Genomic DNA, 22,785 nt, shown 5'->3' with positions numbered 1-22,785 from the left:
GGGTCAGCGCCCCCGCAGGGTGCGGTAGGCGTCGACCAGGGCGGCGGTGGAGCTGTCCAGCTGCCCGGCGTCCGCCTCCCCGCTCGCCGTCAGGAGCGGTTCGATCTTCTTGGCGAGGACCTTGCCCAGCTCGACGCCCCACTGGTCGAAGGAGTCGATGTTCCAGACGGCGCCCTGGACGAAGACCTTGTGCTCGTACAGCGCGATGAGCTGGCCGAGGACCGAGGGGGTCAGCTTGTCGGCGAGGATCGTCGTCGTGGGGTGGTTGCCCCGGAACGTCTTGTGCGGGACCAGTTCCTCGGGCACCCCTTCCGCCCGGACCTCCTCGGGCGTCCTGCCGAAGGCGAGGGCCTGGGTCTGGGCGAAGAAGTTGGCCATCAGCAGGTCGTGCTGGGCGATCAGCCCGGGCAGCAGATCGTGGACCGGGGCGGCGAAGCCGATGAAGTCCGCGGGGATCAGCTTGGTGCCCTGGTGGATCAACTGGTAGTACGCGTGCTGCCCGTTGGTGCCGGGCGTGCCCCAGACGACCGGTCCGGTCTGCCAGTCCACGGGGTCGCCGTCGCGGTCGACGGACTTGCCGTTGGACTCCATGTCGAGCTGCTGGAGGTACGCGGTGAACTTGGACAGGTAGTGGCTGTACGGCAGCACCGCGTGCGACTGGGCGTCGAAGAAGTTGCCGTACCAGACGCCGAGGAGGCCCAGGAGGAGCGGGGCGTTCTCCTCGGCGGGGGCGGTGCGGAAGTGCTCGTCGACGAGGTGGAAGCCGTCCAGCATCTCGCGGAAGCGGTCGGGGCCGATGGCGATCATCAGCGAGAGGCCGATCGCCGAGTCGTAGGAGTAGCGGCCGCCGACCCAGTCCCAGAACTCGAACATGTTGGCCGTGTCGATGCCGAACTCCTCGACCTTCGCGGCATTGGTCGACAGCGCCACGAAGTGCCGGGCGACGGCGTCCTGACCGGCCTTCAGCCCGGTGAGCAGCCAGTCCCGGGCGGAGGTGGCGTTGGTGATGGTCTCGATCGTCGTGAACGTCTTCGAGGCGATGACGAACAGGGTCTCGGCCGGGTCGAGGTCGCGGACCGCCTCGTGCAGGTCGGCGCCGTCGACGTTGGAGACGAAGCGGACGGTGAGCGAGCGGTCCGTGAAGGAGCGCAGCACCTCGTACGCCATGGCGGGGCCGAGGTCGGAGCCGCCGATGCCGATGTTGACGATGTTCTTGACGGGCTTGCCGGTGTGGCCGGTCCACTGCCCGGACCTGACCTTCTCGGCGAAGCCGGTCATCTTGTCGAGGACGGCGTGCACGGCGGGTACGACGTTCTCGCCGTCCACCTCGATCACGGCGTCGCGCGGGGCGCGGAGCGCCGTGTGCAGGACCGCGCGGTCCTCGGTGGTGTTGATCTTCTCGCCGCGGAACATCGCGTCCCGCAGCTCGGCGACCCCGGTGGCGGCGGCGAGCTCGCGCAGCAGGCGCAGTGTCTCGTCGGTGACCAGGTGCTTGGAGTAGTCGAGGTGGAGGTCGCCGACCCGGAGGGTGTAGGCGGTGCCGCGCTCCGGCTGCCGCGCGAACAGCTCGCGCAGCTGGGGTGCGCCGAGCTCCTCACGGTGCCGTGCGAGAGCCGTCCACTCGGGCGTCTGGTCGAGCTTGGTTCGGCTTGCTGCGTTCATCCCGGATATCAGCCCACTTCTTCTCGTCATCAGCATCCCCGCTGCCCCTCCAACCTAATTGATCGAGGAGGCCGACGGCGCGGAGGAGGGCGGTGGCGCGGGCACGCGGCACCGGCCGGACACCCGTGGGGTATCCGGCCGGTGAACGACTGTGGTTCGGTGGTGCCGCGCTGGTGGGAGCCTCAGATCTCGCCGCGGAGTTTGGCCAGCGCCTCGGCGAGGATCGCCTCGCCGTCCTCGTCGCTCCGCCGCTCGCGTACGTACGCCAGATGCGTCTTGTACGGCTCGGTGCGGGGCGGGTCGGGCGGGCTGTCCTTGTCCTGGCCGGCCGGGAAGCCGCAGCGCGGGCAGTCCCAGGTGTCCGGCACCGGCGCGTCATGGGCGAAGCTCGGCTGCGTCTCGTGCCCGTTCGAGCACCAGAAGGAGATGCGGAGACGCGGCGCGGACTCGCCCCGCTCGGCCTCCCCCATCGGCCCCGCTCCGACCCGGCTTCCCCGGATCGCGTTGCCACTTGCCACGGTCGTAACTCCCTGCGTGATGGTGCTCGAGCGATGCCCCAGTCTACGTAAGGCCCAACGCGCGTCCAGTGGAAGGAGTTACACCGTCACCGGTATGCGCGGACGGGTCAGCTGTCCAGCTTGACGAGCAGTCCGAGCACCACGACGCACGCGAACCAGGCCAGACCGACGACGACGGTGATCCGGTCGAGGTTGCGCTCGGCGACCGAGGAGCCGCCGACGGACGACTGCATTCCGCCGCCGAACATGTCGGAGAGGCCGCCGCCCTTGCCCTTGTGCATGAGCACCAGCAGCATCAGCAGCAGGCTGAAGACGATCAGAGCGATCTGGAACGCCAAAACCACGGCTGGTCCCTACTTTCCGGAATTCTTGACTACTGCGGGTACGTACACCGGGGGCCGAAGGGCACTAGCCCCTCCGGCCCCCGCAAGGGTACGACGGATCCGCGCTACCGCATACTCACTGGTCGCGGAAGCGGACGATCTTGACGAACTCGTCGGCGTCCAGTGCGGCGCCGCCGATGAGCGCGCCGTCCACGTCGGGCTGCGCCATGATGGCCGCGACGTTGCCGGACTTCACCGAGCCGCCGTACTGGATGCGGACGGCGTCGGCCAGCTCCTGCGAGTACAGCTCGGCCAGCCGGCGACGGATCGCGCCGCAGACTTCCTGGGCGTCCTCGGGGGTGGCGACCTCGCCGGTCCCGATGGCCCAGACGGGCTCGTAGGCGATCACGATGGTCTCGGCCTGTGCGGCCGGGACGTCCTTCAGGGCGCCGTCGAGCTGCGCGAGCGTGTAGGAGACCTGGTCGCCGGCCTTGCGGACGTCCAGGCCCTCGCCGACGCAGAGGATCGGGGTCAGGCCGTGCTTGTAGGCGGCCTTCACCTTGGCGTTGCAGAGCTCGTCGCTCTCGCCGTGGTACTGGCGGCGCTCGCTGTGGCCGACCGCCACGTACGCGCAGCGCAGCTTGGCGAGCATGGAGCCGGAGATCTCACCGGTGTACGCGCCGGAGTCGTGCGCCGAGATGTCCTGGGCGCCGTACTTGATCTTCAGCTTGTCGCCGTCCACCAGGGTCTGCACGGAGCGCAGGTCGGTGAAGGGCGGAAGGACGGCGACCTCTACGGCGTCGTAGTCCTTGTCGGTCAGGGCGAAGGAGAGCTTCTGGACGTGGGCGATGGCCTCGAGGTGGTTGAGGTTCATCTTCCAGTTGCCCGCCATCAGCGGGGTGCGGGTGGTCATTGAGAGTCAGTCCTCCAGTGCGGCGAGCCCGGGAAGCGTCTTGCCCTCGAGGTATTCGAGGCTCGCGCCGCCACCGGTCGAGATGTGTCCGAAAGCGTTCTCGTCGAAGCCCAGGATGCGAACGGCCGCGGCGGAGTCGCCACCGCCGACGACGCTGAAGGCCGAGGAGTCGACGAGCGCCTGGGCGACCGCGCGGGTGCCGTCGGCGAAGTCGGGGTGTTCGAAGACGCCCATGGGGCCGTTCCAGAAGACGGTGGCCGCGTCGGCGAGCTTCGATGCGTAGAGCTTGTTGGTCTCCGGTCCGTTGTCCAGCCCCATCTGGCCGGCCGGCATGGCGTCGGCGGCGACGGTGGTGGGGTCGGCCGGGGCCTTGGTCTTCAGGTCCGGGAAGGACGGGGCGACCACGACGTCGACGGGGAGGACGAACTCCACGCCCTTCTCCTCGGCGCGGCGCAGGTACTCCCGCACGGCCGGGATCTGGTCCTCCTGGAGCAGCGAGCTGCCGACCTCGTGGCCCTGGGCCTTGAGGAAGGTGTACGCCATGCCGCCGCCGATCAGGATGCGGTCGGCCCGCTCCAGCAGGTGGTCGATCACGCCGAGCTTGTCGGAGACCTTGGCGCCGCCGAGGACGACCGCGTACGGACGCTTGACGTCGGTGGTGAGCTTCTTCAGGACGCCGACCTCGGTGGCGATGAGGTAGCCGGCGTAGTGCGGGAGCCGGGCCGGGAGGTCGAAGACCGAGGCGTGCTTGCGGTGCACCGCGCCGAAGCCGTCGCCCACGTAGACGTCGGCGAGCTCGGCCAGCTGGTCGGCGAAGGCGCCGCGCTCGGCGTCGTCCTTGGACGTCTCACCGGCGTTGAAGCGGAGGTTCTCGATGACGGCGACCTGGCCGTCGTCGAGGCCGGCGACCGCGGCACGGGCGGACTCGCCGACCGTGTCGGCGGCGAAGGCCACCTCGGCGCCGAGGAGTTCGCCGAGCCGGGCGGCGGCGGGGGCCAGCGAGTAGGCCGGGTCCGGGGCGCCCTTGGGGCGGCCGAGGTGCGAGGCGACGACGACGCGCGCGCCGGCCTCGGCGAGCTTGGCGACCGTCGGGACGACGGCGCGGATGCGGCCGTCGTCGGTGATCGTGGTGCCGTCCAGCGGCACGTTGAGGTCGGCGCGGACGAATACCCGCTTGCCCGCGACCCCTCCGGCGAGAAGTTCGTCGATCGTCTTCATCTGTCTTCCGTTACTCCTTGCAAGGACGGATGAGCATGTTAGGGCCTGGCTTCCGGCCCTTCGACATGGCCAGGGGCTCGACCGGCGCAGCGCTGCGCCGGTCGAGCCCCTTACTCACAACGTGTTGTCCGTGATCCTGGGATCAGAGCTGCTCGCCGACGAAGACCGTGAGGTCGACGAGGCGGTTGGAGTAGCCCCACTCGTTGTCGTACCAGCCGAGGATCTTCACCGAGTTCCCCTCCTGGACCATGGTCAGGGAGGAGTCGAAGGTGCAGGACGACGGGTCGCCGACGATGTCCGAGGAGACGATCGGGTCCTCGGTGTACGTCAGGAAGCCCTTGAGGGCGCCGTCGTCGGAAGCCTTCTTGAACGCGGCGTTGACCTCGTCCTTGGTGACCTCGCGCGCCAGCGTCACGACGAGGTCGGTGGCGGAGCCGGTCGGAACCGGGACCCGCATCGCGATGCCGTCGAGCTTGCCCTTGAGCTGCGGAAGGACCAGAGCGGTGGCCTTCGCGGCACCGGTCGTGGTCGGGATGATGTTCTCGGCGGCGGCGCGGGCGCGGCGCAGGTCCGAGTGCGGGAAGTCCAGGATCCGCTGGTCGTTGGTGTACGCGTGGACCGTCGTCATCAGACCCTTGACGATGCCGAAGTTCTCGTCGAGGACCTTGGCCATCGGCGCCACGCAGTTGGTGGTGCAGGAGGCGTTGGAGATGACGTTGTGGTTGGCCGCGTCGTACTGGTCCTGGTTGACGCCCATCACGATGGTGATGTCCTCGTCCTTGGCCGGAGCCGAGATGAGGACCTTCTTGGCGCCGCCCGTGATGTGCTTCTCGGCGTCGGCCTTCTTGGTGAAGATGCCGGTCGACTCGATGACGATGTCGACGCCCAGCTCACCCCAGGGGATGTCGGCCGGGTTGCGCTCGGAGAGCACCTTGACGGTGTGACCATCGACGGTGATGGTGTCGGCGGTGTGGCTGACCTCTGCCTTGAGACGACCCAGAACGGTGTCGTACTTCAGCAGGTGGGCCGTGGTCGCAGTGTCACCCAGGTCGTTGACAGCCACGATCTCGATGTCCGCACCCTGCTCCAGCAGAGCGCGGAAGTAGTTGCGGCCGATGCGGCCGAAGCCGTTGATGCCTACGCGGATCGTCACGAACCGATCTCCTCGTTAGGTACGCCGGTTTTCGACGCCGGCGAGTTGTATAGGGATGTCCCCGACCGCTTCCGACCCTACCTCTCCGAGCGCCCGGGGGTGACATCGAGAGGGCCCCTGGAAGCCACGGAATACGACCGGAGGCCCGTACTCGCCAGTAGGAGCACGGACCTCCGTTTCGCCGTTCAGGACCGGGGTCCCGGCGGCCCCGGGCCGCCGTTCCCCGTCGCCCGGGGCCAACGTCCCCCGCCCGCCGCCGAGTCAGCCGACCAGGCCGTCGGCGAGTTCCTCGCTGAGGGTGGACTCCGTCCCCGGGATGCCCAGGTCCTGGGCCCGCTTGTCGGCCATCGCGAGCAGACGGCGGATGCGGCCGGCGACCGCGTCCTTGGTCAGCGGCGGGTCGGCGAGCGCGCCCAGCTCCTCCAGGGACGCCTGCTTGTGCTCCATGCGCAGCCGTCCGGCGGCCGCGAGGTGCTCGGGAACCTCCTCGCCGAGGATTTCCAGGGCGCGCCCCACCCGGGCCCCGGCGGCGACCGCAGCGCGGGCCGAGCGGCGCAGGTTCGCGTCGTCGAAGTTGGCGAGCCGGTTGGCCGTGGCGCGGACCTCGCGCCGCATCCGCCGCTCCTCCCAGGCGAGGACGGCGTCGTGGGCGCCGAGGCGGGTCAGCAGGGCGCCGATCGCGTCGCCGTCGCGGACGACCACGCGGTCCACCCCGCGCACCTCCCGGGCCTTGGCGGCGATGGAGAGCCGGCGGGCCGCCCCGACCAGGGCGAGGGCCGCCTCCGGCCCCGGGCAGGTGACCTCCAGCGAGGAGGAGCGGCCGGGCTCGGTGAGCGAGCCGTGGGCGAGGAAGGCCCCGCGCCAGGCCGCCTCGGCGTCGCAGGTGGCCCCCGAGACCACCTGCGGGGGCAGCCCCCGGATCGGACGGCCTCGGCCGTCCACCAGACCGGTCTGGCGGGCCAGCTGATCGCCGCCCGCCACCACCCGTACGACGAAACGCGAGCCCCGGCGCAGTCCGCCGGGGGCCATCACGATCAGCTCCGAGCTGTGCCCGAAGATCTCCAGGATGTCGCGCTTGAGGCGGCGGGCGGCGTTGCCCGTGTCCAGCTCCGCCTCGATCACAATCCGGCCGCTCACCAGGTGCAGCCCGCCCGCGAACCGAAGAATCGCCGAGACCTCTGCTTTCCTGCAGCAGGTCCGGGTGACGGGAAGATGAGAGATTTCGTTCTTCACCGCTGGCGTCATCGCCATGGGCCGATCCTTCCATGCATCCGAAAAATACGGTCGTACGCGGCGGCCAACAGCTCCTGATCATGGACCGGAACGCCGTCGGGCGATGCCACCGGCGCCAGCTCGACCGCGGCTCCGAGCCGCCTGGCGGCATCGACGAGGGACTCGCGGTCGGGCACGGCGGCCTCGTCGGCCAGCACCACGTCCAAGGCGAGTTTAGGGGCGTGTCGCCCCAAAACCTCCAAATGACGCTGCGGTGAGAAGCCTTCTGTTTCCCCGGGCTGGGGTGCGAGGTTCAACGAGAGCACCTTGCGGGCCTTCGTGGTGACCAGGGCGTCGAGCAGTTCCGGCACGAGCAGATGCGGGATCACGGAGGAGAACCAGGAGCCGGGACCGAGCACCACCCAGTCGGCGTCCAGGACCGCTTCCACGGCTTCCGGGACGGCCGGCGGGTCGGGCGGGACCACGTGCACGGACTGCACCTCGCCGGGCGTGAGCGCCACCGTGGCCTGTCCGCGCACGGTGACGATCGCGTCGGGCAGGTCGGGGTCGTGGCCCTTGACCAGCGCCTGGAGCTCCAACGGAACGGCCGACATGGGCAGCACCCGCCCGTGCGCGCCGAGGAGCTTGCCGACCAGGTCGAGCGCCTGGACGTGGTCGCCGAGCTGCTCCCATAGGGCCACGATCAGCAGGTTGCCGACCGCGTGCTCGTGGAGGTCGCCCTTGGACTCGAAGCGGTGCTGGATGACCCGGGACCAGGTGCGGCCCCAGTCGTCGTCGCCGCACAGCGCGGCGAGCGCCTTGCGCAGGTCGCCGGGCGGCAGGACGCCCAGCTCCTCGCGCAGCCGGCCGCTGGAGCCGCCGTCGTCGGCGACGGTGACCACGGCCGTGAGGTCGCCGGTGATCCGGCGCAGCGCCGCCAGGGACGCCGAGAGACCCATGCCGCCGCCGAGGGCGACGACCTTGGGCTGAGCACCGCGCTTGCGGCCGGAGAGTGCCGAGGTGGCACGGCTCAGGCGCCGCATGCGCAGATTGCGTCCGGTCACTCTCGCCCCATGTCACGGTGGACGAGGACGGTCTCGACGCCTTCGGCCGCGAGGCGGGCCGAGAGCTTCTCCGACATGGCGACGGAACGGTGCTTGCCGCCGGTGCAGCCCACCGCGACGGTCACGTAGCGCTTGCCCTCGCGGCGGTAGCCGGCGGCGATCAGCTGGAGCAGCTCCGTGTACTGGTTGAGGAACTCCTTCGCGCCCGGCTGGTCGAAGACGTAGTCGGAGACCTCCTGGTTGACGCCGGTGAAGGGGCGCAGTTCGGGCACCCAGTGCGGGTTGGGCAGGAAGCGGCAGTCGACGACCAGGTCGGCGTCGACGGGCAGGCCGTACTTGTAGCCGAAGGACATCACCGTGGCCCGCAGCTCCGGCTCGGACTCGCCCGCGAACTGGGCGTCCATCTTGGCCCGCAGCTCGTGCACGTTGAGGCTGGAGGTGTCGATGACCAGGTCGGCGTCGCCGCGCAGCTCGCGCAGCAGGTCGCGCTCGGCCGCGATGCCGTCGACGATGCGGCCGTCGCCCTGGAGGGGGTGCGGACGGCGAACGGACTCGAAGCGGCGTACGAGGGCGTCGTCGGAGGACTCCAGGAAGACGATCCGCCGGGTGACGTGCTTGGCCTCCAGGTCCGCGAGGGATTCGCGGAGGTTGTCGAAGAAGCGCCGGCCGCGTACGTCGACGACGACGGCGATCCGGGCCACGTTGCCCTGGGAGCGGGCGCCGAGCTCCACCATGGTGGGGATCAGCGCGGGCGGCAGGTTGTCGACGACGAACCAGCCGAGGTCCTCCAGGCACTTGGCGGCGGTGCTGCGGCCGGCGCCCGACATCCCGGAGATGATCACCAGCTCGGGGATGGCCGCCTCACCCGTCTCGTTCGGGGTGTTCGTACTCACGTCTGCTGCTCCGTCTGCTCGGTCTGCGGTGTCTCGGTCGGTGATGTCCCGGGCCGTGACGTCCGGGTCGGTGACGTTGCGGTCCGCGGTCTCGTGCGCCGCCGTGTCCTGCGCGGTCTCGTGGCTGTTCTCGGTCATGAGCTGCCCCCGTCGTCCTCTTCGATGATCTCTCCTGTGGCCGTGTTGACGGCAGGCGCCGCGGGAGCGGTCGAGGCGAGGGCCGCGGCCACCGATTCCGCCGTCCTTCGCCCTATCCCGGGGACCTCGCAGATCTCCTCGATTGTCGCTCGCCGGAGCTTCTTCACCGAGCCGAAATGCTTGATCAGGGCCTGCTTCCGGGTCTCGCCGAGGCCGGCCACGTCGTCGAGAGGGCTGCTGCGGAGGCGCTTGGCGCGTTTGGCGCGCTGGTAGGCGATGGCGAAGCGGTGGGCCTCGTCCCGGACGCGCTGGAGGAGGTAGAGGCCCTCGCTGGAGCGGGGCAGGACCACGGGGTCGTCGTCGTCGGGGAGCCAGACCTCTTCGAGGCGTTTGGCGAGGCCGCAGACGGCGATGTCGTCGATGCCCAGCTCGTCCAGGGCTCGCTTGGCGGCGGCGACCTGGGGCTGCCCGCCGTCGACGACGACGAGCTGCGGCGGATAGGCGAACCGCTTGGGCCGGCCGTCGTCCTCCCGGGGCTCGGAATCGTCGGCCGGTGAGGCGCCGGTGAGGGCCGGGGCGGGAACGGGGCCGGTGGGGGCGGGGGCCGGGGCGGCCTCCGGCGTCTCCTCCCACTCCCCCGTGCGCTCCTTGTCCTGGAGGTAGCGCTTGAAGCGGCGGCCGATCACCTCGTGCATCGAGCGGACGTCGTCCTGGCCCTCGAAGCCCTTGATCTGGAAGCGGCGGTACTCGCTCTTGCGGGCGAGGCCGTCCTCGAAGACGACCATGGAGGCCACCACGTCGTCGCCCTGGAGGTGGGAGATGTCGTAGCACTCGATGCGCAGCGGGGCGCCGTCCAGGCCCAGTGCCCCGGCGATCTCCTCCAGGGCGCGCGAGCGGGTGGTCAGGTCGGAGGCGCGCTTGGTCTTGTGCAGCCCGAGCGCCTGCTGGGCGTTGCGCTGGACGGTGGCCATGAGGTCCTTCTTGTCGCCGCGCTGCGGGATGCGCAGGCTGACCTGGGAGCCCCGGCGCTCGGCGAGCCACTGGGAGACCGCTTCGGCGTCCTCGGGCAGGGCGGGGACCAGGACCTCCTTGGGGACGGCGTCGCCGCGCTCCTCCCCGTACAGCTGCTGGAGGGCGTGCTCGACGAGGCCGGAGGTGTCGACCGCCTCGACCTTGTCGGTGACCCAGCCGCGCTGGCCGCGCACCCGGCCGCCGCGTACGTGGAAGATCTGGAGGGCGGCCTCCAGCTCGTCCTCGGCGACGGCGATCAGGTCGGCGTCGGTGGCGTCGGCGAGGACGACGGCGCTCTTCTCCATGGCCCGCTTGAGGGCCTCGGCGTCGTCGCGGAGGCGGGCGGCCCGCTCGTACTCCATCTCCTCGGCCGCCTGCGTCATGTCCTTCTCCAGGCGGCGGATGTAGGTGCCCGTACGGCCGGCCATGAAGTCGCAGAAGTCCTCGGCCAGCTCCCGGTGCTCCTCGGGGGCGACCCGGCCGACGCAGGGGGCCGAGCACTTGCCGATGTAGCCCAGCAGGCAGGGGCGGCCGGTGCGCTCGGCGTTCTTGAAGACCCCGGCGGAGCAGGTGCGGACGGGGAAGACGCGCAGCATCAGGTCGACCGTCTCGCGGATCGCCCAGGCGTGGCCGTAGGGACCGAAGTAGCGCACGCCCTTCTTCTTGGCTCCGCGCATGACCTGGACGCGGGGGAACTCCTCGTTGAGCGTGACGGCGAGATAGGGATAGCTCTTGTCGTCGCGGTACTTGACGTTGAAGCGGGGGTCGAACTCCTTGATCCAGGAGTACTCCAGCTGGAGCGCCTCGACCTCGGTGGAGACGACCGTCCACTCGACGGAGGCGGCGGTGGTGACCATCGTGCGCGTACGCGGATGGAGGCCGGAGAGGTCCTGGAAGTAGTTGGCCACGCGCTGGCGCAGGTTCTTGGCCTTCCCGACGTAGATCACCCGGCGGTGCTCGTCGCGAAATTTGTAGACCCCCGGGGAGTCGGGGATCTGTCCCGGCTTGGGGCGGTAGCTGGAGGGGTCTGCCATGCCTCATACCCTACGTGCGGGCAGTGACAGCACGTCGTCCTCGGGTGGTGCCGCGCTCCGGGGAGCCGTGGGGTGTTCGCACCCCGGAGCGCGGGCCTGTCGGCCGGTGGGCCGGTGGAGCCGCCGCTCAGGCGTCCGTGGCCGGGGATCGCCCGGTGCGGCTCCGGCGGCGTACGGCGGCGGCCCCGCACAGGGCCAGGGCGATCAGCGCCCCGGCCCCGGCGGTGGTGGAGACCGCGGTCAGAGCCGTGTCCGGCGCACCGGACGCCGGGGTGGCGAGCACGGGGCTCCCGGCGGCGCCCGGTGCCTGGTCCGCGACCGGGCCGGGAGCGGGCGCGGCCGCCGGGGCTCCCCCGGTGCCGGCGGCCGCCTCGGGGCCGTAGCCGCCCGCCTTGCCGGAGCGGGCGTACGCGGAGCCGGGCAGCTTGTCGCCGTACGCCTCCTGGACCCGGGCCCGGTAGGCGCTGAGCGCGGTGCCGCGTGCGCCGACGGCGGCCTTGGCGTCCTCGTCCAGCGGGAGGACCCGGGAGCCGTCGTGGACGTACCAGGCGTCGATCTGCGGTTCGCGGAAGACCGTGCCGCCGGGAAGCTCGCGGGCGCCCTGGGCGGTGTAGCGGGCCTCGTCGTCGCCGGTGGCGATGTTCACCACCCGCCACCGGTCCCCGCCGTCCGCCCCGGGGGCGGTCCACAGGGACGCCTTCCGCCCGTCCGGGGAGACGGCGGTGCTGGCCAGGTAGTCCAGGGTGCTGGGGTCGGCGCCCGGCTTTCCGGCGACGAAGGCGGCGGAGAGCGTGCGGACGGGAACGGCCCTCCCCTCGATCCGGGGTGCGCCCGCCGCCCCGCTCACCGTGCCCTCCCGCGCGAAGAACCGGGACAGGGTGCTCAGCGTCGCGGGCTCGGTGGCGGCCTCGTGGGCCGCTTCGAGGGTGGCGGCGGTCAGCTTCGGCGGGGCCGCCCGGCCGTCGTCGGCGAGGGCGGGAGCGGCGGCGGTGAACAGGGCGGCGCCGGTGAGGGCGGTGGCGACGGCGATACGCCGGGTGATGGGGTTCATGTCCTCACGCCCCGATCCGGTAGAGCGAGTGGGTCCAGGAGAACTCGTTGTTGTCCACGTACCAGGCGTGCGAGGCCCAGTTGTAGCGGTCGCTGGAGGGCCATGGATCGCCCCAGTAGACCCAGTTGCCGGCGTCGTCGTAGCCGTAGACGACATGCATGTGGCCGCCGCCGGACGACCACTGGATGCGGGTCTCGACGGGGCGCCGGGCGGAGATCTCGGACTGCACGGTCGGGTAGCGCAGCCAGCCGGTGACGTAACTGCCGGGCCTGACCCCGGCCCAGGACAGGCCGGTCTGGACGTTGCCGAGCGTGGCCTGCCAGTTGGGGCACGAGGAGTTCTGACCGCGGTTGAAGGCGGCGTTGCAGAACTGGTTCTGGGAGTAGGAGCGGCCGAACCAGGCGGCGATGGTGTTGCCGCCGGCGGCCCAGCACCAGTTGCTCTGCTGCTGCGCCTGCATGGTGATGTCGAGCCGTTGGGCGGCGGCGACGGTGGAGCCGGCTCCGTCCGGGGGCTGGGCGGCGGTGGCGGTGCCCGCGGGGACGGCGAGCAGGACGGCGGCGAGGAGGGCGGTGAACGAGGACCTTCCGGGCCTGACTCTTCGGGGGCGCATGGCGTTCCTCCCAAGGTGGGGGGGTGGGGATCGGAGGAGCGCGTCCGGACGCTGACGACGAGCATCCGGCGTTGTCCGGAGCAGGTCAACACGCTTCAATGCGAGGTGGCATCACGGTGTGAACGGCACGGCGTCCGTGTGAACGGCCCCGCCCCGGTCACCTGCTCCCCCGCATCCCCCGGGGGGTGGTGTCGCCACTCCCCACGTGAACGTTCACCGGAGGCCCGCCATGCGGCAGACCGAGACCGAACTGGCGCAGGTTCTGCGCACCGGACCGTTCCATCTGGCGTTGCGCACCGCCCTGTCGGTGCGCGGACTGCCGCTCCAGCGGGTGCGGCACCATCTGGCGCACCGGGGCGTCAAGCTCGGGGTGACCAGCCTCAGTTACTGGCAGCAGGGGGTGCGCCGCCCCCGGCGGGCCGAGTCACTGCGGGCCGTGCGGGCGTTGGAGGAGGTGCTCGCCCTGCCGGACGGCTCGCTGCTGCGGCTGCTGCGCGACGGCGACGCCCCGGCGGAGGGGGACCGCCCGGCCGCCCGTTCGTACCGCTCCCTGATGGAGGCGTCGGGCTCGGTGGAGCGGCTCCTCGCGGCGATGGAGTCACCGGTGGACGGCGGGCTCCACACCGTGGGGCACCAGGAGCGGGTGCGGATCGGGGCGCGGCGCGAGCTTGCGGGCCGCGCCTCCCGGCACGTGGTGCGCGCGCACCGGGACGGCGTCGACCGCTACCTCGCGGTCCACCGGGGCGATCCCGGCTGCGACCCGTCGCGGATCGCGGTGCAAGCCCTGGAGAACTGCCGGACGGGCCGGGTCCGCTGGGACCGGGACGCGGGGGTGCTGGTGGCGGAGCTGCTCTTCGACACCCGGCTGCGGTCCGGTGAGACCTACCTCTTCGGTTACGGCTTCGAGGACGGCACGGGCGGAGCCGGCGGCGAGTACGTGCGCGGCTTCACCTTCGGGGGCGGCCAGTACGTGCTCCAGGTCGGCTTCGACGAGGCGGCGCTCCCGGTGCGCTGCCGCCGGTTCGTCCAGGCGTCGGCGGGGGCCGCGCGCGGCGCCCGCGGGGACCTCACGCTCACCGGCCGGCACCGGACCGTGCACCTGGTGGAGGAGGACGTACGCCCGGGCCTGATCGGGATCGACTGGGACTGGGAGTGAGCGGGCTCCCGAGGCCGTGGGCCTCGGGAGCCGGAGCCGGCGCGCGCGGGCCCCGGGTCAGGCGTCGGGGCCCGCGACGAGCTTGCCGCCCTCGGCGCTGACGGGGACGGCGGGCAGCGGCACCGTGGCCGGGCCCTTCACCGGCTTGCCGGTGGTCACGTCGAAGCGGCTGCCGTGGCAGGGGCAGTGGCCCTCGGTGCCCTCGATCTTGTCCAGGAGGCAGCCGCCGTGGGTGCACTGGGCGCTGAACGCCTTGTACTCGCCCTTCGCCGGGCAGACGACGACCAGGCGCTGCTCGCGGTAGAGCTTGGCTCCGCCGACGGGCACCTCCGAGGCGGCCCCGAGGTCGACGGGCGCGGTGGGGGTGGGGTTCTCGGCGTGGCCGAGTTTGGACTCGGTCGAGCAGGCGGCCGCTCCCAGCCCGGCGGCGCCGGCGAGCGCGGCACCCTTCAGCACGGTACGGCGGGCGGCGGGCAGGCCGGGCATGCGGACTCCACGGGTCGTTGTTCGGGGTGGATCACGGTGGATCGGGTCGCCGGACTGCCGGACCGGGTGGTGCGACGACGACGGCCCTGCGTGCCGGTGACAGAACCGACGATACCGGCGGGGATCGGAAGCCCCGCGACCGGGCCCGGGGCCCCTGGCGCGGAACGCCCGGCGCGGAACGCCCGGCGCGGAACGGCAGGCGACGGCACGGCCCTCTCCTCGTACCGCGACGGCGGCCCCCTCGTACCGCGGGGACCGCCGTCGTCGATGAGGGCCGGGCGGCTGCCGGTCCGGCAGCCGCCCGGCCCTCGCTCAGGACTTCCGGGCGCGGGCTGCCTTCTTCACGGCCGCCTTGGCCGTGGCCGTGCCCGCCTTGGCCGTGCCCGCCTTGGCCGTGCCCGCCTTGGCACCCGCCGCGTTCGCCTTGGCCGTCGTGGCCTTCTCGGCCGCGGCGGCCGTCTTCTTCGTCGGGGCGCCCCTGCGGGCGGCCCGCTTGCGGGCCGTCCCCCGCCCGGAGGGCACCGACGCCTCGCTGATCCGATCCGCGTCCAGGATGGACTGGAGGAACTTGCCGGTGTGGCTGGCGGGGACCGAGGCGACCTGCTCCGGTGTTCCCTCGGCGACCACCAGACCGCCGCCGTTGCCGCCCTCGGGGCCCATGTCGACGACCCAGTCGGCGGTCTTGATGACATCCAGGTTGTGCTCGATGACGATCACCGAGTTGCCCTTGTCCACCAGGCCGGAGAGCACGGTGATCAGCTTGCTGATGTCCTCGAAGTGCAGACCGGTGGTCGGCTCGTCCAGGACGTAGACCGTGCGGCCGGTGGAGCGCTTCTGGAGCTCGCTCGCCAGCTTGACGCGCTGCGCCTCACCACCGGACAGGGTCGGCGCGGACTGGCCCAGCCGTACGTACCCGAGGCCGACCTCGTTGAGCGTACGGAGGTGGCGGGCGATCGTCGGGACGGCCTCGAAGAACTCCAGGCCCTCCTCGATCGGCATGTCCAGCACCTCGGCGATGGACTTGCCCTTGTAGTGGACCTCCAGGGTCTCCCGGTTGTAGCGCGCTCCGTGGCAGACCTCGCACGGGACGTACACGTCCGGCAGGAAGTTCATCTCGATCTTGATCGTGCCGTCGCCGGAGCAGTTCTCGCAGCGGCCCCCCTTGACATTGAAGGAGAAGCGGCCCGGCAGATAGCCGCGCACCTTCGCCTCCATCGTCTCGGCGAACAGCCGGCGGACGTGGTCGAAGACTCCGGTGTACGTGGCCGGGTTGGACCGGGGGGTCCGGCCGATCGGCGACTGGTCGACGTGCACCACCTTGTCGACGAGGTCGTCGCCGTCGACCCGGGTGTGCCGCCCGGGCACCGACTTCGCGCCGTTCAGCTCGCGGGCCAGATGGGTGTAGAGGATGTCGTTGACCAGGGTCGACTTCCCGGACCCGGAGACGCCCGTGACGGCGGTGAGGACGCCGAGGGGGAAGGAGACGTCGATGTCCTGGAGGTTGTTCTCCCGGGCGCCGTGCACGGTCAGGCTGCGGGCCGGGTCGACCGGGCGGCGGACCTCGGGGGTCGGGATCGACCGCTTGCCGGAGAGGTACTGACCGGTGATCGACTCCTTGTTGGCCAGCAGCTCCTTGAGCGAGCCGGAGTGGACGACCTTGCCGCCGTGCTCACCCGCGCCGGGGCCGATGTCGACCACCCAGTCGGCGACCTTGATGGTGTCCTCGTCGTGCTCGACGACGATGAGCGTGTTGCCCATGTCGCGGAGCCGGACCAGGGTCTCGATGAGCCGGTGGTTGTCGCGCTGGTGCAGGCCGATGGACGGCTCGTCCAGGACGTACAGCACGCCGACCAGGCCGGAGCCGATCTGGGTGGCCAGCCGGATGCGCTGGGCCTCGCCGCCGGACAGGGTGCCGGCCGCACGGTTCAGCGAGAGGTAGTCGAGGCCGACGTCGACGAGGAACTTGAGCCGCTCGTTGACCTCCTTGAGCACCCGCTCCGCGATCTTCTTGTCGCGGGCGTTCAGCTTGAGGCGGCCGAGGAACTCGGCGCACTCGCTGATCGACATCGCGGCGACCTCGGCGATGGACTTCTCCATCACCGTCACCGCGAGCACGATCGGCTTCAGCCGGGTGCCCTCACAGGTCGGGCAGGGCACCTCGCGCATGTAGCCCTCGAAGCGCTCCCGGCTGGAGTCGCTCTCGGCCTCGGTGTGGCGCCGCTTGACGAACTGCACCGCGCCTTCGAAGGCGGGCGTGGTGTAGGCGCGCTCGCGCCCGTAGCGGTTGCGGTAGCGGACCTCGGTCTGGATCTTGTGGCCGAAGAGGAGGGCCTTCTTGGCCCGCTGCGGCAGCCCGGCCCAGGGGATGTCCGTACGGAAGCCGAGCGCCTCGGAGAGCGCGCCGATCAGGCGGCCGAAGTACTCCTTGGTGTGGCCGTGGGACCAGGGGTGGATCGCGCCCTCGTCGAGGGACTTCTCCTCGTCCGGGACGATCAGCTCCGGGTCGACCTCCATGCGCGTGCCGATGCCGGTGCAGTCCGGGCAGGCGCCGAAGGGCGAGTTGAAGGAGAAGGAGCGCGGCTCCAGCTCCTCGAAGGAGAGGTCGTCGTACGGGCAGTAGAGGTGCTCGGAGAACATCCGCTCGCGCTCGGGGTCGTCCTCGGGCAGGTCGACGAAGTCGAGCACGACCATGCCGCCGGAGAGCCCGAGCGCGGTCTCGACCGAGTCGGTCAGCCGGCGCTTCGCGCTGTCCTTGACGGTGAGGCGGTCGACGACCACCTCGATGGTGTGCTTCTCCTGCTTCTTGAGCGTGGGCGGCTCGGCGAGCTGGATGGTGGCGCCGTCGACCCTGGCCCGGCTGTAGCCCTTGGTCTGGAGATCGGCGAAGAGGTCGACGAACTCGCCCTTGCGCTCGCGCACCAGCGGGGAGAGGACCTGGAAGCGGCTGCCTTCCGGCAGGCCGAGGACCTTGTCGACGATGGCCTGCGGCGACTGGCGCGAGATGGGACGGCCGCACTCGGGGCAGTGCGGCTTGCCGATCCGGGCGAAGAGCAGCCGGAGGTAGTCGTAGACCTCGGTGATGGTGCCGACCGTCGAGCGCGGGTTGCGCGAGGTCGACTTCTGGTCGATGGAGACCGCCGGGGACAGACCTTCGATGAAGTCGACGTCCGGCTTGTCCATCTGGCCGAGGAACTGTCGGGCGTACGAGGAGAGGGACTCCACGTAACGGCGCTGGCCCTCGGCGAAGATCGTGTCGAACGCGAGGGACGACTTGCCCGACCCGGAGAGCCCGGTGAAGACGATGAGGGAGTCGCGGGGCAGGTCGAGCGAGACGTTCTTCAGGTTGTGCTCGCGCGCGCCACGGACGATGAGACGGTCGGCCACGCCGGTCCGCACCTTTCTGGAGAGAAGCGGGGGAACTGAGCCCCCGTCCCAAGGATATGGGGGGTGCCACAGCGATGGATGAAGGTTCCGATTCCGAGCGTATAGCACGCACATTCGATTTACGGCCACCCCTCGACTCCTTCACCCGAATGGGTGGCGGAGCTAGGCTCGACCGCATGATGGATCATGCGCACGACCTGGGAGCTGTACGCGGTGCTACCGAACGGCTGCTCGACGCAGCCGGTGAACTGGACAACGCCTCGGTCGCCAAGGCGTCACGGTTGCCCGGATGGACTCGGGGCCATGTACTGGCCCACCTGTCACGTAACGCCGACGCGCTCGGAAATGTTCTCCGGGGCCTCCCGATGTACGCGAGCAGCGAAACCCGGGACGCCGACATCGCCGACGGCGCCTCCCGGTCGGCGGCCGAGCAGCTGACCGACCTGCGGGAGAGCGCCGGCCGCTTCCTGGCGGTCGCCGCGGAACCGGCCGACTGGTCCCGTACGGTCACCCTGCGCAACGGCGTGACGGATTCCGCTGCGCGGGTCCCCTTCCGGCGCTGGGTCGAGCTGGAGCTGCACCACGTCGATCTCGACGTCGGCTACGAGCTGGAGGACCTGCCCGCGGAGTTCGTGACGCGGGAGATCGCCTTCCTCACGGAGCGCTTCCTGGGCGATCAGGAGGTCCCCGCCACCGCGCTGACCGACCGGGACGGCCGCACCTGGAGCACGGGCGGCGGTCCGCCGGGCGCTCTGGTGACCGTGCAGGGGTCCGCCGTGGAGCTGCTGGGCTGGCTCTGCGGCCGCCGTGACGGCTCCTCCCTGACCGTGGCCGGGGGCCCACTGCCCGCACTGCCCCCGCTATAGGCTGAGCCCCATGACGTACAGCGGAGCGGTGAAGGTCGGCGGACCGGCGAGCGTGCACGAACTGACGGATCTGATGATCTCCAAGGTCGCCGTCGGCGCGATGAACAACAACGCCTATCTGCTGCGCTGCCGGGCGACCGGCGAGCAGCTGCTGATCGACGCCGCCGCCGAGCCGGAGACCCTGCTCGCGCTGATCGGTGACGACGGAATCGCGTCCGTCGTCACCACCCACCGGCACGGGGACCACTGGCAGGCGCTGGCCGAGGTGGTCGGCGCGACCGGCGCCCGGACGTACGCGGGCCGCTACGACGCCGAGGGCGTCCCGGTCCCGACCGACGTCCTGGTCGAGGACGGCGACACCGTCACCGTCGGCCGGGTCGAGCTGACCGCCCGCCATCTGGCCGGTCACACCCCGGGCTCCATCGCCCTGGTCTACGACGACCCGCACGGCGCCCCGCACCTGTTCACCGGGGACTGCCTCTTCCCCGGCGGGGTCGGGAACACGAACCAGGATCCGGAGGCGTTCGCGAGCCTCCTGCACGATGTCGAGACGAAGCTGTTCGACCGGCTGCCCGACGAGACGTGGGTCTACCCGGGCCACGGGCACGACACGACGCTCGGCGACGAGCGGCCCCGGCTGCCCGAGTGGCGCGCCCGCGGCTGGTAGCCCGCGCACACCGCCCGTGGCCGTACGCACGCGAAAGCGGCCGGGGTGGACGGCTTTCGCCGCTGCCACCCCGGCCGCCGCCGGTGCGTCCCTGTGCCGCTCCGCGCGGCCCCGGGTCAGCTGCTGATGCTCTTGCTCTCCTCGTCGGCCGGACCGGCGGTCTCCGCCGTCGCGGCCTCCTCCGCCTCGGCCGCCGCCCGCTTCTTGTTGGCGATCAGGCTGGTGATCGTGGTGATCACCAGGACGCCGCAGATGACGGAGAGCGAGAACGGGATGGAGATCTCGGGCACGTGCACCCCGGACTCGTGCAGGGCGTGCAGCACCAGCTTGACGCCGATGAAGCCGAGGATCACCGACAGGCCGTAGCTGAGGTGGACCAGCTTCTTCAGCAGACCGCCGATGAGGAAGTACAGCTGACGCAGACCCATCAGCGCGAACGCGTTGGCCGTGAAGACGATGTACGGGTCCTGGGTCAGGCCGAAGATCGCCGGGATGGAGTCCAGCGCGAACAGCACGTCCGTCATGCCGATGGCGAGCATGACCACCATCAGCGGGGTCATGATGCGCTTGCCGTTGTTCCGGATGAAGAGCTTGGTGCCGTGGTACTTGTCGGCGACGCCGAAGCGGTGCTCGATCGACTTCAGGAGACGGTTCTCCTCGAACTCCTCGTCCTCCTCGTCGGCGCGTGCCTCCTGGATGAGCTTCCAGGCGGTGTAGATCAGGAACGCGCCGAAGATGTAGAACACCCACGAGAAGTTCGCGATCACGGCGGCGCCGGCGGCGATGAAGATCGCCCGGAGCACCAGGGCTATCAGCACACCGATGAGCAGCACGCGCTGCTGGAGGTGTGAGGGCACCGAGAACTTCGCCATGATCAGGACGAAGACGAAGAGGTTGTCGACACTCAGCGACTTCTCGGTGATGAATCCCGCGAAGAACTCGCCGGACGCCTGGGTCTCACCGAAGACCGCGAGACCGGCTCCGAAGAGGATGGCCAGCACGATCCAGACGATCGTCCAGATTCCGGCTTCCTTGGTCGACACGTCATGGGGCTTGCGCCCGATGAAGAAGTCGACGGCGATCAAGGCCGACAGACCAAAGATGGTCAGGGCCCATAGGGTCCATGAAACGTCCACTGCGCCTCCGGCAGTTCGCTACGGCTACTGATCAGCGTCGTCGCTGCCGGAGGTCTCTTCCACCCTGCACACGCGGTGCGCGCCTGGGCCGGCGCCCCGGGACCCGTGAAGGTCCGTATTGACGGGACGTCGCGTAAGGAGTACTCCCCTCCGTTCCACGAACAGTACAGGCAACACCAAGGAAAGGTAAAGGAATCAGTAAAGAGCTCGCCAAAAGCGCAGGCCACGAGGGGTGTGCATCAGCGGCCGGCGGCTCGTCGAGCGGCCGCCACCGCCGCGAGCGCCTGTTCCAGGACCCGGCTGCCCGGCGGGATCGCGGGCGGCTCGTACGTCCAGGCGTGTCCGACCCACGGATCGGCGAGACGACTGTCGGCGACCGGCGTGATCCGCAGCAGTGAGCGCCACAGCGGGTCGAGCACCGGCCCGTACGCACTGGCCTCCTCCCGGTCCGCGACCATCAGGAGGTGCACGCCGACCGAGGGGCCCTCGTCGGCGAGATAGCGCAGCTGGGTGACGGCCCGGTCGTCGAAGCCGTGCGGGAAGTCGTTGACCACCAGGAGCTGCTCGCCGGTGTCCAGATCCGGCGGGAGCGAATCGGCCGCCCCGGCCCGCACCGCCATCTGCACCAGGTCCACCCGCCGGGTGAGGTGCGCGAGGACCGAGGCCACTCCGGCGGATCCGGCGGCGGGCGGGCCGGCGAGGACGCCCGCGTCGACCAGCGGTGCGAGCGGACCGGCCGCGGCGCCCGCCGGGTCGATGACGTGCACCGAGAACTCACCGGGCGGATACACCGCCAGCAGCCGCGCCGCGTGGGCGACCGCGGTCTCCACGGCCCGTCGGCGCAGCTGGTCCGTGTCCGTCAGGGCGGCCGCCTCGGACGCCGACCGCCCGCTGTCCACCCAGACCCCGCGCTCCAGCGGCAGCCGGACGAGCAGCGGGATGCGCAGGTCGGGGCGCTCGGGAAGGTGGAGGTCTCCGATACGCAGGGCCATCGGCATCTCCATGGGGACGCGGTGGGCGTGCCAGACGGGGTTGCCCCAGCCTGCGTACGCGGCCGGAAGCGCGGGCTCGACGACGGCCGCCTCGGCCGCCAGCTGGGCCAGGTCGCGGTCGAGGGCCTCCCGGGCCCGGGAGGTGAGTTCGTCGCGCTTGGCGCGGGCCTCCTCGCGGGCGCGGTCGCCCGCGCCGCCGATCCGGTTGCGCGGGTCGGACAGGGTCCGGTCGAGCTCCTGGTCCATCCGGGACTCGGCGAAGTCCACGGCGCTGCGGTAGGCGGCGACCGTGCGGGCCAGATCCTCGAACATGCCCCAGATCTGGTTGTAGAGACGCTCGTCCATCGACCAGCCGGTGGCGTCGCCGGCCACCGGCTGAGCGGGCTGCCCGGGCGGGGCGGGTGGCGCGGCGGGCGGAGGGGGCGGGGGCGCGGCGTGCTGCCGCCGCGGGTGCGCGTAGTCGATGGGGCCGTCGCCGGTGGCCCCCGCGCCGACCGGTCCTGTCGCGGCCGCGCCCGGGGCGGGGCGCGGCGGGACGGGGGCCGGATCCTGGACGGGGTGTGCCGGGCCGGTCAGCGGTTCGGAGGGCATCGGGGCCCGGGGCGGCGTCGGGGAACCGTGGTCCGCCGCGGAGCCCGTCGGGTGCCGGACGCGGTCGCCTTCCGGGGTCCGGGGCGGCGGGGCCACCGAGCGGGCCAGACCCCGGGTGACGGCCTCCTGGATGGATCCGGCCAGTCCGGTGGCCTCGGCCACGCCCTGGTCGGCGAGCATCTCGGCGAGTCCGCCGGCGTACCCCTGGCCCACGGCGCGGACCTTCCAGACGTCCTGGCGGCGGTAGAGCTCCAGGGCGCTGACCGCCGACTCGGCGTCCAGGCCGGTGAGCGTGAAAGTCGCGATCTCGGTGCCGTCGAGCCCGGTGACGGCGACGAAGGGGGCGGGGACGGCGCTGAACCGCACCGGGCCGTCGGCTCCCGCGGGAAGGGCGAGCAGCACGGTGACCCGGTGGGCTCCGGCCGGCAGGGCTTCCAGGTCGACGGCGAGCCGGTGGTCGGCCGCCGCCTGCTGGGAGACCTCCAGCCCGGGAAGCTGGGGCGAGCCGGGGTGGGCGATCCAGTCGACGCCTCGCACCGTGCCCCGGTCGTCGCCGAGGGTGGCCCCCGCCACGACGGGCGTGCCCGCCGATACCCGGATCTCCAGACGGGTCTGGGGCAAGGTGTGGTTCTGCCCCCGGACCAGTTCGGCCGTCATGATTGCCCTGTCCCCCTCGACGATGGCGCGCGCCGGTGGGCGCGCTG

Annotated in this window: 19 protein-coding genes; 3 read left to right on the top strand and 16 right to left on the bottom strand. The window is 71.3% G+C overall.

From position 1 onward, the window contains the following. Positions 1–3 precede the first annotated feature (3 nt). From pgi to ACIQMU_RS14450, 12 genes are all read right to left on the bottom strand, one after another. On the bottom strand, positions 4–1,662 hold the full coding sequence (gene pgi, locus ACIQMU_RS14505) for a glucose-6-phosphate isomerase (RefSeq protein ID WP_352241198.1): 1,659 nt from the start codon (positions 1,660–1,662) through the stop codon (positions 4–6). A gap of 182 nt (positions 1,663–1,844) precedes the next feature. After that, the gene (locus ACIQMU_RS14500) at positions 1,845–2,180 is read right to left on the bottom strand and encodes an RNA polymerase-binding protein RbpA (RefSeq protein WP_352241197.1); all 336 of its coding nucleotides are present in this window, start codon (positions 2,178–2,180) and stop codon (positions 1,845–1,847) included. A 107-nt stretch (positions 2,181–2,287) separates the two neighbouring features. Then, on the bottom strand, positions 2,288–2,524 hold the full coding sequence (gene secG, locus ACIQMU_RS14495; protein ID WP_003969872.1) for a preprotein translocase subunit SecG: 237 nt from the start codon (positions 2,522–2,524) through the stop codon (positions 2,288–2,290). Positions 2,525–2,639: 115 nt separating this feature from the next. After that, the gene (gene tpiA, locus ACIQMU_RS14490; RefSeq protein ID WP_352241196.1) at positions 2,640–3,416 is read right to left on the bottom strand and encodes a triose-phosphate isomerase; all 777 of its coding nucleotides are present in this window, start codon (positions 3,414–3,416) and stop codon (positions 2,640–2,642) included. A 6-nt stretch (positions 3,417–3,422) separates the two neighbouring features. Continuing rightward, the gene (locus ACIQMU_RS14485; RefSeq protein ID WP_352241195.1) at positions 3,423–4,634 is read right to left on the bottom strand and encodes a phosphoglycerate kinase; all 1,212 of its coding nucleotides are present in this window, start codon (positions 4,632–4,634) and stop codon (positions 3,423–3,425) included. A gap of 142 nt (positions 4,635–4,776) precedes the next feature. After that, a complete protein-coding gene (gap, locus tag ACIQMU_RS14480) occupies positions 4,777–5,787 on the bottom strand; it encodes a type I glyceraldehyde-3-phosphate dehydrogenase (RefSeq protein WP_352241194.1) in 1,011 nt (336 codons plus the stop codon). A 261-nt stretch (positions 5,788–6,048) separates the two neighbouring features. Continuing rightward, entirely contained in the window at positions 6,049–7,038 is a 990-nt protein-coding gene (whiA, locus tag ACIQMU_RS14475) for a DNA-binding protein WhiA (RefSeq protein WP_003969868.1), read from the bottom strand. After that, positions 7,029–8,063 carry a uridine diphosphate-N-acetylglucosamine-binding protein YvcK gene (gene yvcK / locus ACIQMU_RS14470; RefSeq protein ID WP_352241193.1) on the bottom strand — a complete coding sequence of 345 codons (1,035 nt, stop codon included), beginning with the start codon at positions 8,061–8,063 and terminating at the stop codon, positions 7,029–7,031. The genes whiA and yvcK overlap by 10 nt, the downstream gene beginning before the upstream one ends. Then, the gene (gene rapZ, locus ACIQMU_RS14465) at positions 8,060–9,094 is read right to left on the bottom strand and encodes an RNase adapter RapZ (protein WP_352241192.1); all 1,035 of its coding nucleotides are present in this window, start codon (positions 9,092–9,094) and stop codon (positions 8,060–8,062) included. The genes yvcK and rapZ overlap by 4 nt, the downstream gene beginning before the upstream one ends. After that, complete coding sequence (uvrC, locus tag ACIQMU_RS14460; protein WP_402688951.1) at positions 9,091–11,139, bottom strand: excinuclease ABC subunit UvrC; 2,049 nt, start codon at positions 11,137–11,139, stop codon at positions 9,091–9,093. The genes rapZ and uvrC overlap by 4 nt, the downstream gene beginning before the upstream one ends. Positions 11,140–11,266: 127 nt before the next feature. Next, positions 11,267–12,190, bottom strand: a complete 924-nt coding sequence (locus ACIQMU_RS14455; protein WP_402688950.1) for a hypothetical protein — start codon at positions 12,188–12,190, stop codon at positions 11,267–11,269. Between the two features lie 4 nt (positions 12,191–12,194). After that, the gene (locus tag ACIQMU_RS14450; RefSeq protein WP_402688949.1) at positions 12,195–12,803 is read right to left on the bottom strand and encodes a papain-like cysteine protease family protein; all 609 of its coding nucleotides are present in this window, start codon (positions 12,801–12,803) and stop codon (positions 12,195–12,197) included. A gap of 229 nt (positions 12,804–13,032) precedes the next feature. On the opposite strand from ACIQMU_RS14450, the gene ACIQMU_RS14445 reads away from it, so the two are divergent. Then, positions 13,033–13,959 (top strand): hypothetical protein, encoded by a 927-nt coding sequence (locus ACIQMU_RS14445; protein ID WP_402688948.1) that lies wholly within the window; start codon positions 13,033–13,035, stop codon positions 13,957–13,959. A 57-nt stretch (positions 13,960–14,016) separates the two neighbouring features. On the opposite strand, the gene ACIQMU_RS14440 is transcribed toward ACIQMU_RS14445, so the two are convergent. Both ACIQMU_RS14440 and uvrA read right to left on the bottom strand, forming a co-directional pair. Beyond that, complete coding sequence (locus ACIQMU_RS14440; protein WP_352241186.1) at positions 14,017–14,445, bottom strand: Rieske (2Fe-2S) protein; 429 nt, start codon at positions 14,443–14,445, stop codon at positions 14,017–14,019. Positions 14,446–14,757: 312 nt separating this feature from the next. Next, positions 14,758–17,829, bottom strand: a complete 3,072-nt coding sequence (gene uvrA / locus ACIQMU_RS14435; RefSeq protein ID WP_402688947.1) for an excinuclease ABC subunit UvrA — start codon at positions 17,827–17,829, stop codon at positions 14,758–14,760. 176 nt (positions 17,830–18,005) lie between these two features. Between uvrA and ACIQMU_RS14430 the strand changes: the two genes are divergently transcribed. After that, the gene (locus tag ACIQMU_RS14430; protein ID WP_402688946.1) at positions 18,006–18,695 is read left to right on the top strand and encodes a maleylpyruvate isomerase family mycothiol-dependent enzyme; all 690 of its coding nucleotides are present in this window, start codon (positions 18,006–18,008) and stop codon (positions 18,693–18,695) included. Positions 18,696–18,705: 10 nt separating this feature from the next. After that, entirely contained in the window at positions 18,706–19,362 is a 657-nt protein-coding gene (locus tag ACIQMU_RS14425) for an MBL fold metallo-hydrolase (RefSeq protein ID WP_352241183.1), read from the top strand. Positions 19,363–19,478: 116 nt separating this feature from the next. Here the strand turns inward: ACIQMU_RS14425 and ACIQMU_RS14420 are convergent, their stop codons facing one another. Further along, a complete protein-coding gene (locus tag ACIQMU_RS14420) occupies positions 19,479–20,498 on the bottom strand; it encodes a TerC family protein (RefSeq protein ID WP_352241182.1) in 1,020 nt (339 codons plus the stop codon). A gap of 239 nt (positions 20,499–20,737) precedes the next feature. Then, positions 20,738–22,738: a TerD family protein gene (locus ACIQMU_RS14415; protein WP_402688945.1), complete on the bottom strand. Its 2,001-nt coding sequence runs from the start codon at positions 22,736–22,738 to the stop codon at positions 20,738–20,740. Between the last annotated feature and the right edge of the window lie 47 nt (positions 22,739–22,785).

This window comes from Streptomyces sp. NPDC091649, assembly GCF_044756785.1.
Lineage (GTDB): Bacteria > Actinomycetota > Actinomycetes > Streptomycetales > Streptomycetaceae > Streptomyces.
Note: the sequence above shows the minus strand (reverse complement) of the source record. Positions and strands in the feature narration are given on the sequence as shown.

What these genes read in the sequence shown, in the direction of transcription:
- ACIQMU_RS14445 (WP_402688948.1), top strand. Translation starts at nt 13,033, where the DNA reads ATGCGGCAGACCGAGACCGAACTGGCGCAGGTTCTGCGCACCGGACCG.
- uvrC (WP_402688951.1), bottom strand. Translation starts at nt 11,139, where the DNA reads ATGGCAGACCCCTCCAGCTACCGCCCCAAGCCGGGACAGATCCCCGAC.
- ACIQMU_RS14415 (WP_402688945.1), bottom strand. Translation starts at nt 22,738, where the DNA reads ATGACGGCCGAACTGGTCCGGGGGCAGAACCACACCTTGCCCCAGACC.
- rapZ (WP_352241192.1), bottom strand. Translation starts at nt 9,094, where the DNA reads ATGACCGAGAACAGCCACGAGACCGCGCAGGACACGGCGGCGCACGAG.
- ACIQMU_RS14455 (WP_402688950.1), bottom strand. Translation starts at nt 12,190, where the DNA reads ATGAACCCCATCACCCGGCGTATCGCCGTCGCCACCGCCCTCACCGGC.
- ACIQMU_RS14485 (WP_352241195.1), bottom strand. Translation starts at nt 4,634, where the DNA reads ATGAAGACGATCGACGAACTTCTCGCCGGAGGGGTCGCGGGCAAGCGG.
- ACIQMU_RS14440 (WP_352241186.1), bottom strand. Translation starts at nt 14,445, where the DNA reads ATGCCCGGCCTGCCCGCCGCCCGCCGTACCGTGCTGAAGGGTGCCGCG.
- ACIQMU_RS14430 (WP_402688946.1), top strand. Translation starts at nt 18,006, where the DNA reads ATGATGGATCATGCGCACGACCTGGGAGCTGTACGCGGTGCTACCGAA.
- ACIQMU_RS14450 (WP_402688949.1), bottom strand. Translation starts at nt 12,803, where the DNA reads ATGCGCCCCCGAAGAGTCAGGCCCGGAAGGTCCTCGTTCACCGCCCTC.
- ACIQMU_RS14425 (WP_352241183.1), top strand. Translation starts at nt 18,706, where the DNA reads ATGACGTACAGCGGAGCGGTGAAGGTCGGCGGACCGGCGAGCGTGCAC.
- tpiA (WP_352241196.1), bottom strand. Translation starts at nt 3,416, where the DNA reads ATGACCACCCGCACCCCGCTGATGGCGGGCAACTGGAAGATGAACCTC.
- whiA (WP_003969868.1), bottom strand. Translation starts at nt 7,038, where the DNA reads ATGGCGATGACGCCAGCGGTGAAGAACGAAATCTCTCATCTTCCCGTC.
- pgi (WP_352241198.1), bottom strand. Translation starts at nt 1,662, where the DNA reads ATGAACGCAGCAAGCCGAACCAAGCTCGACCAGACGCCCGAGTGGACG.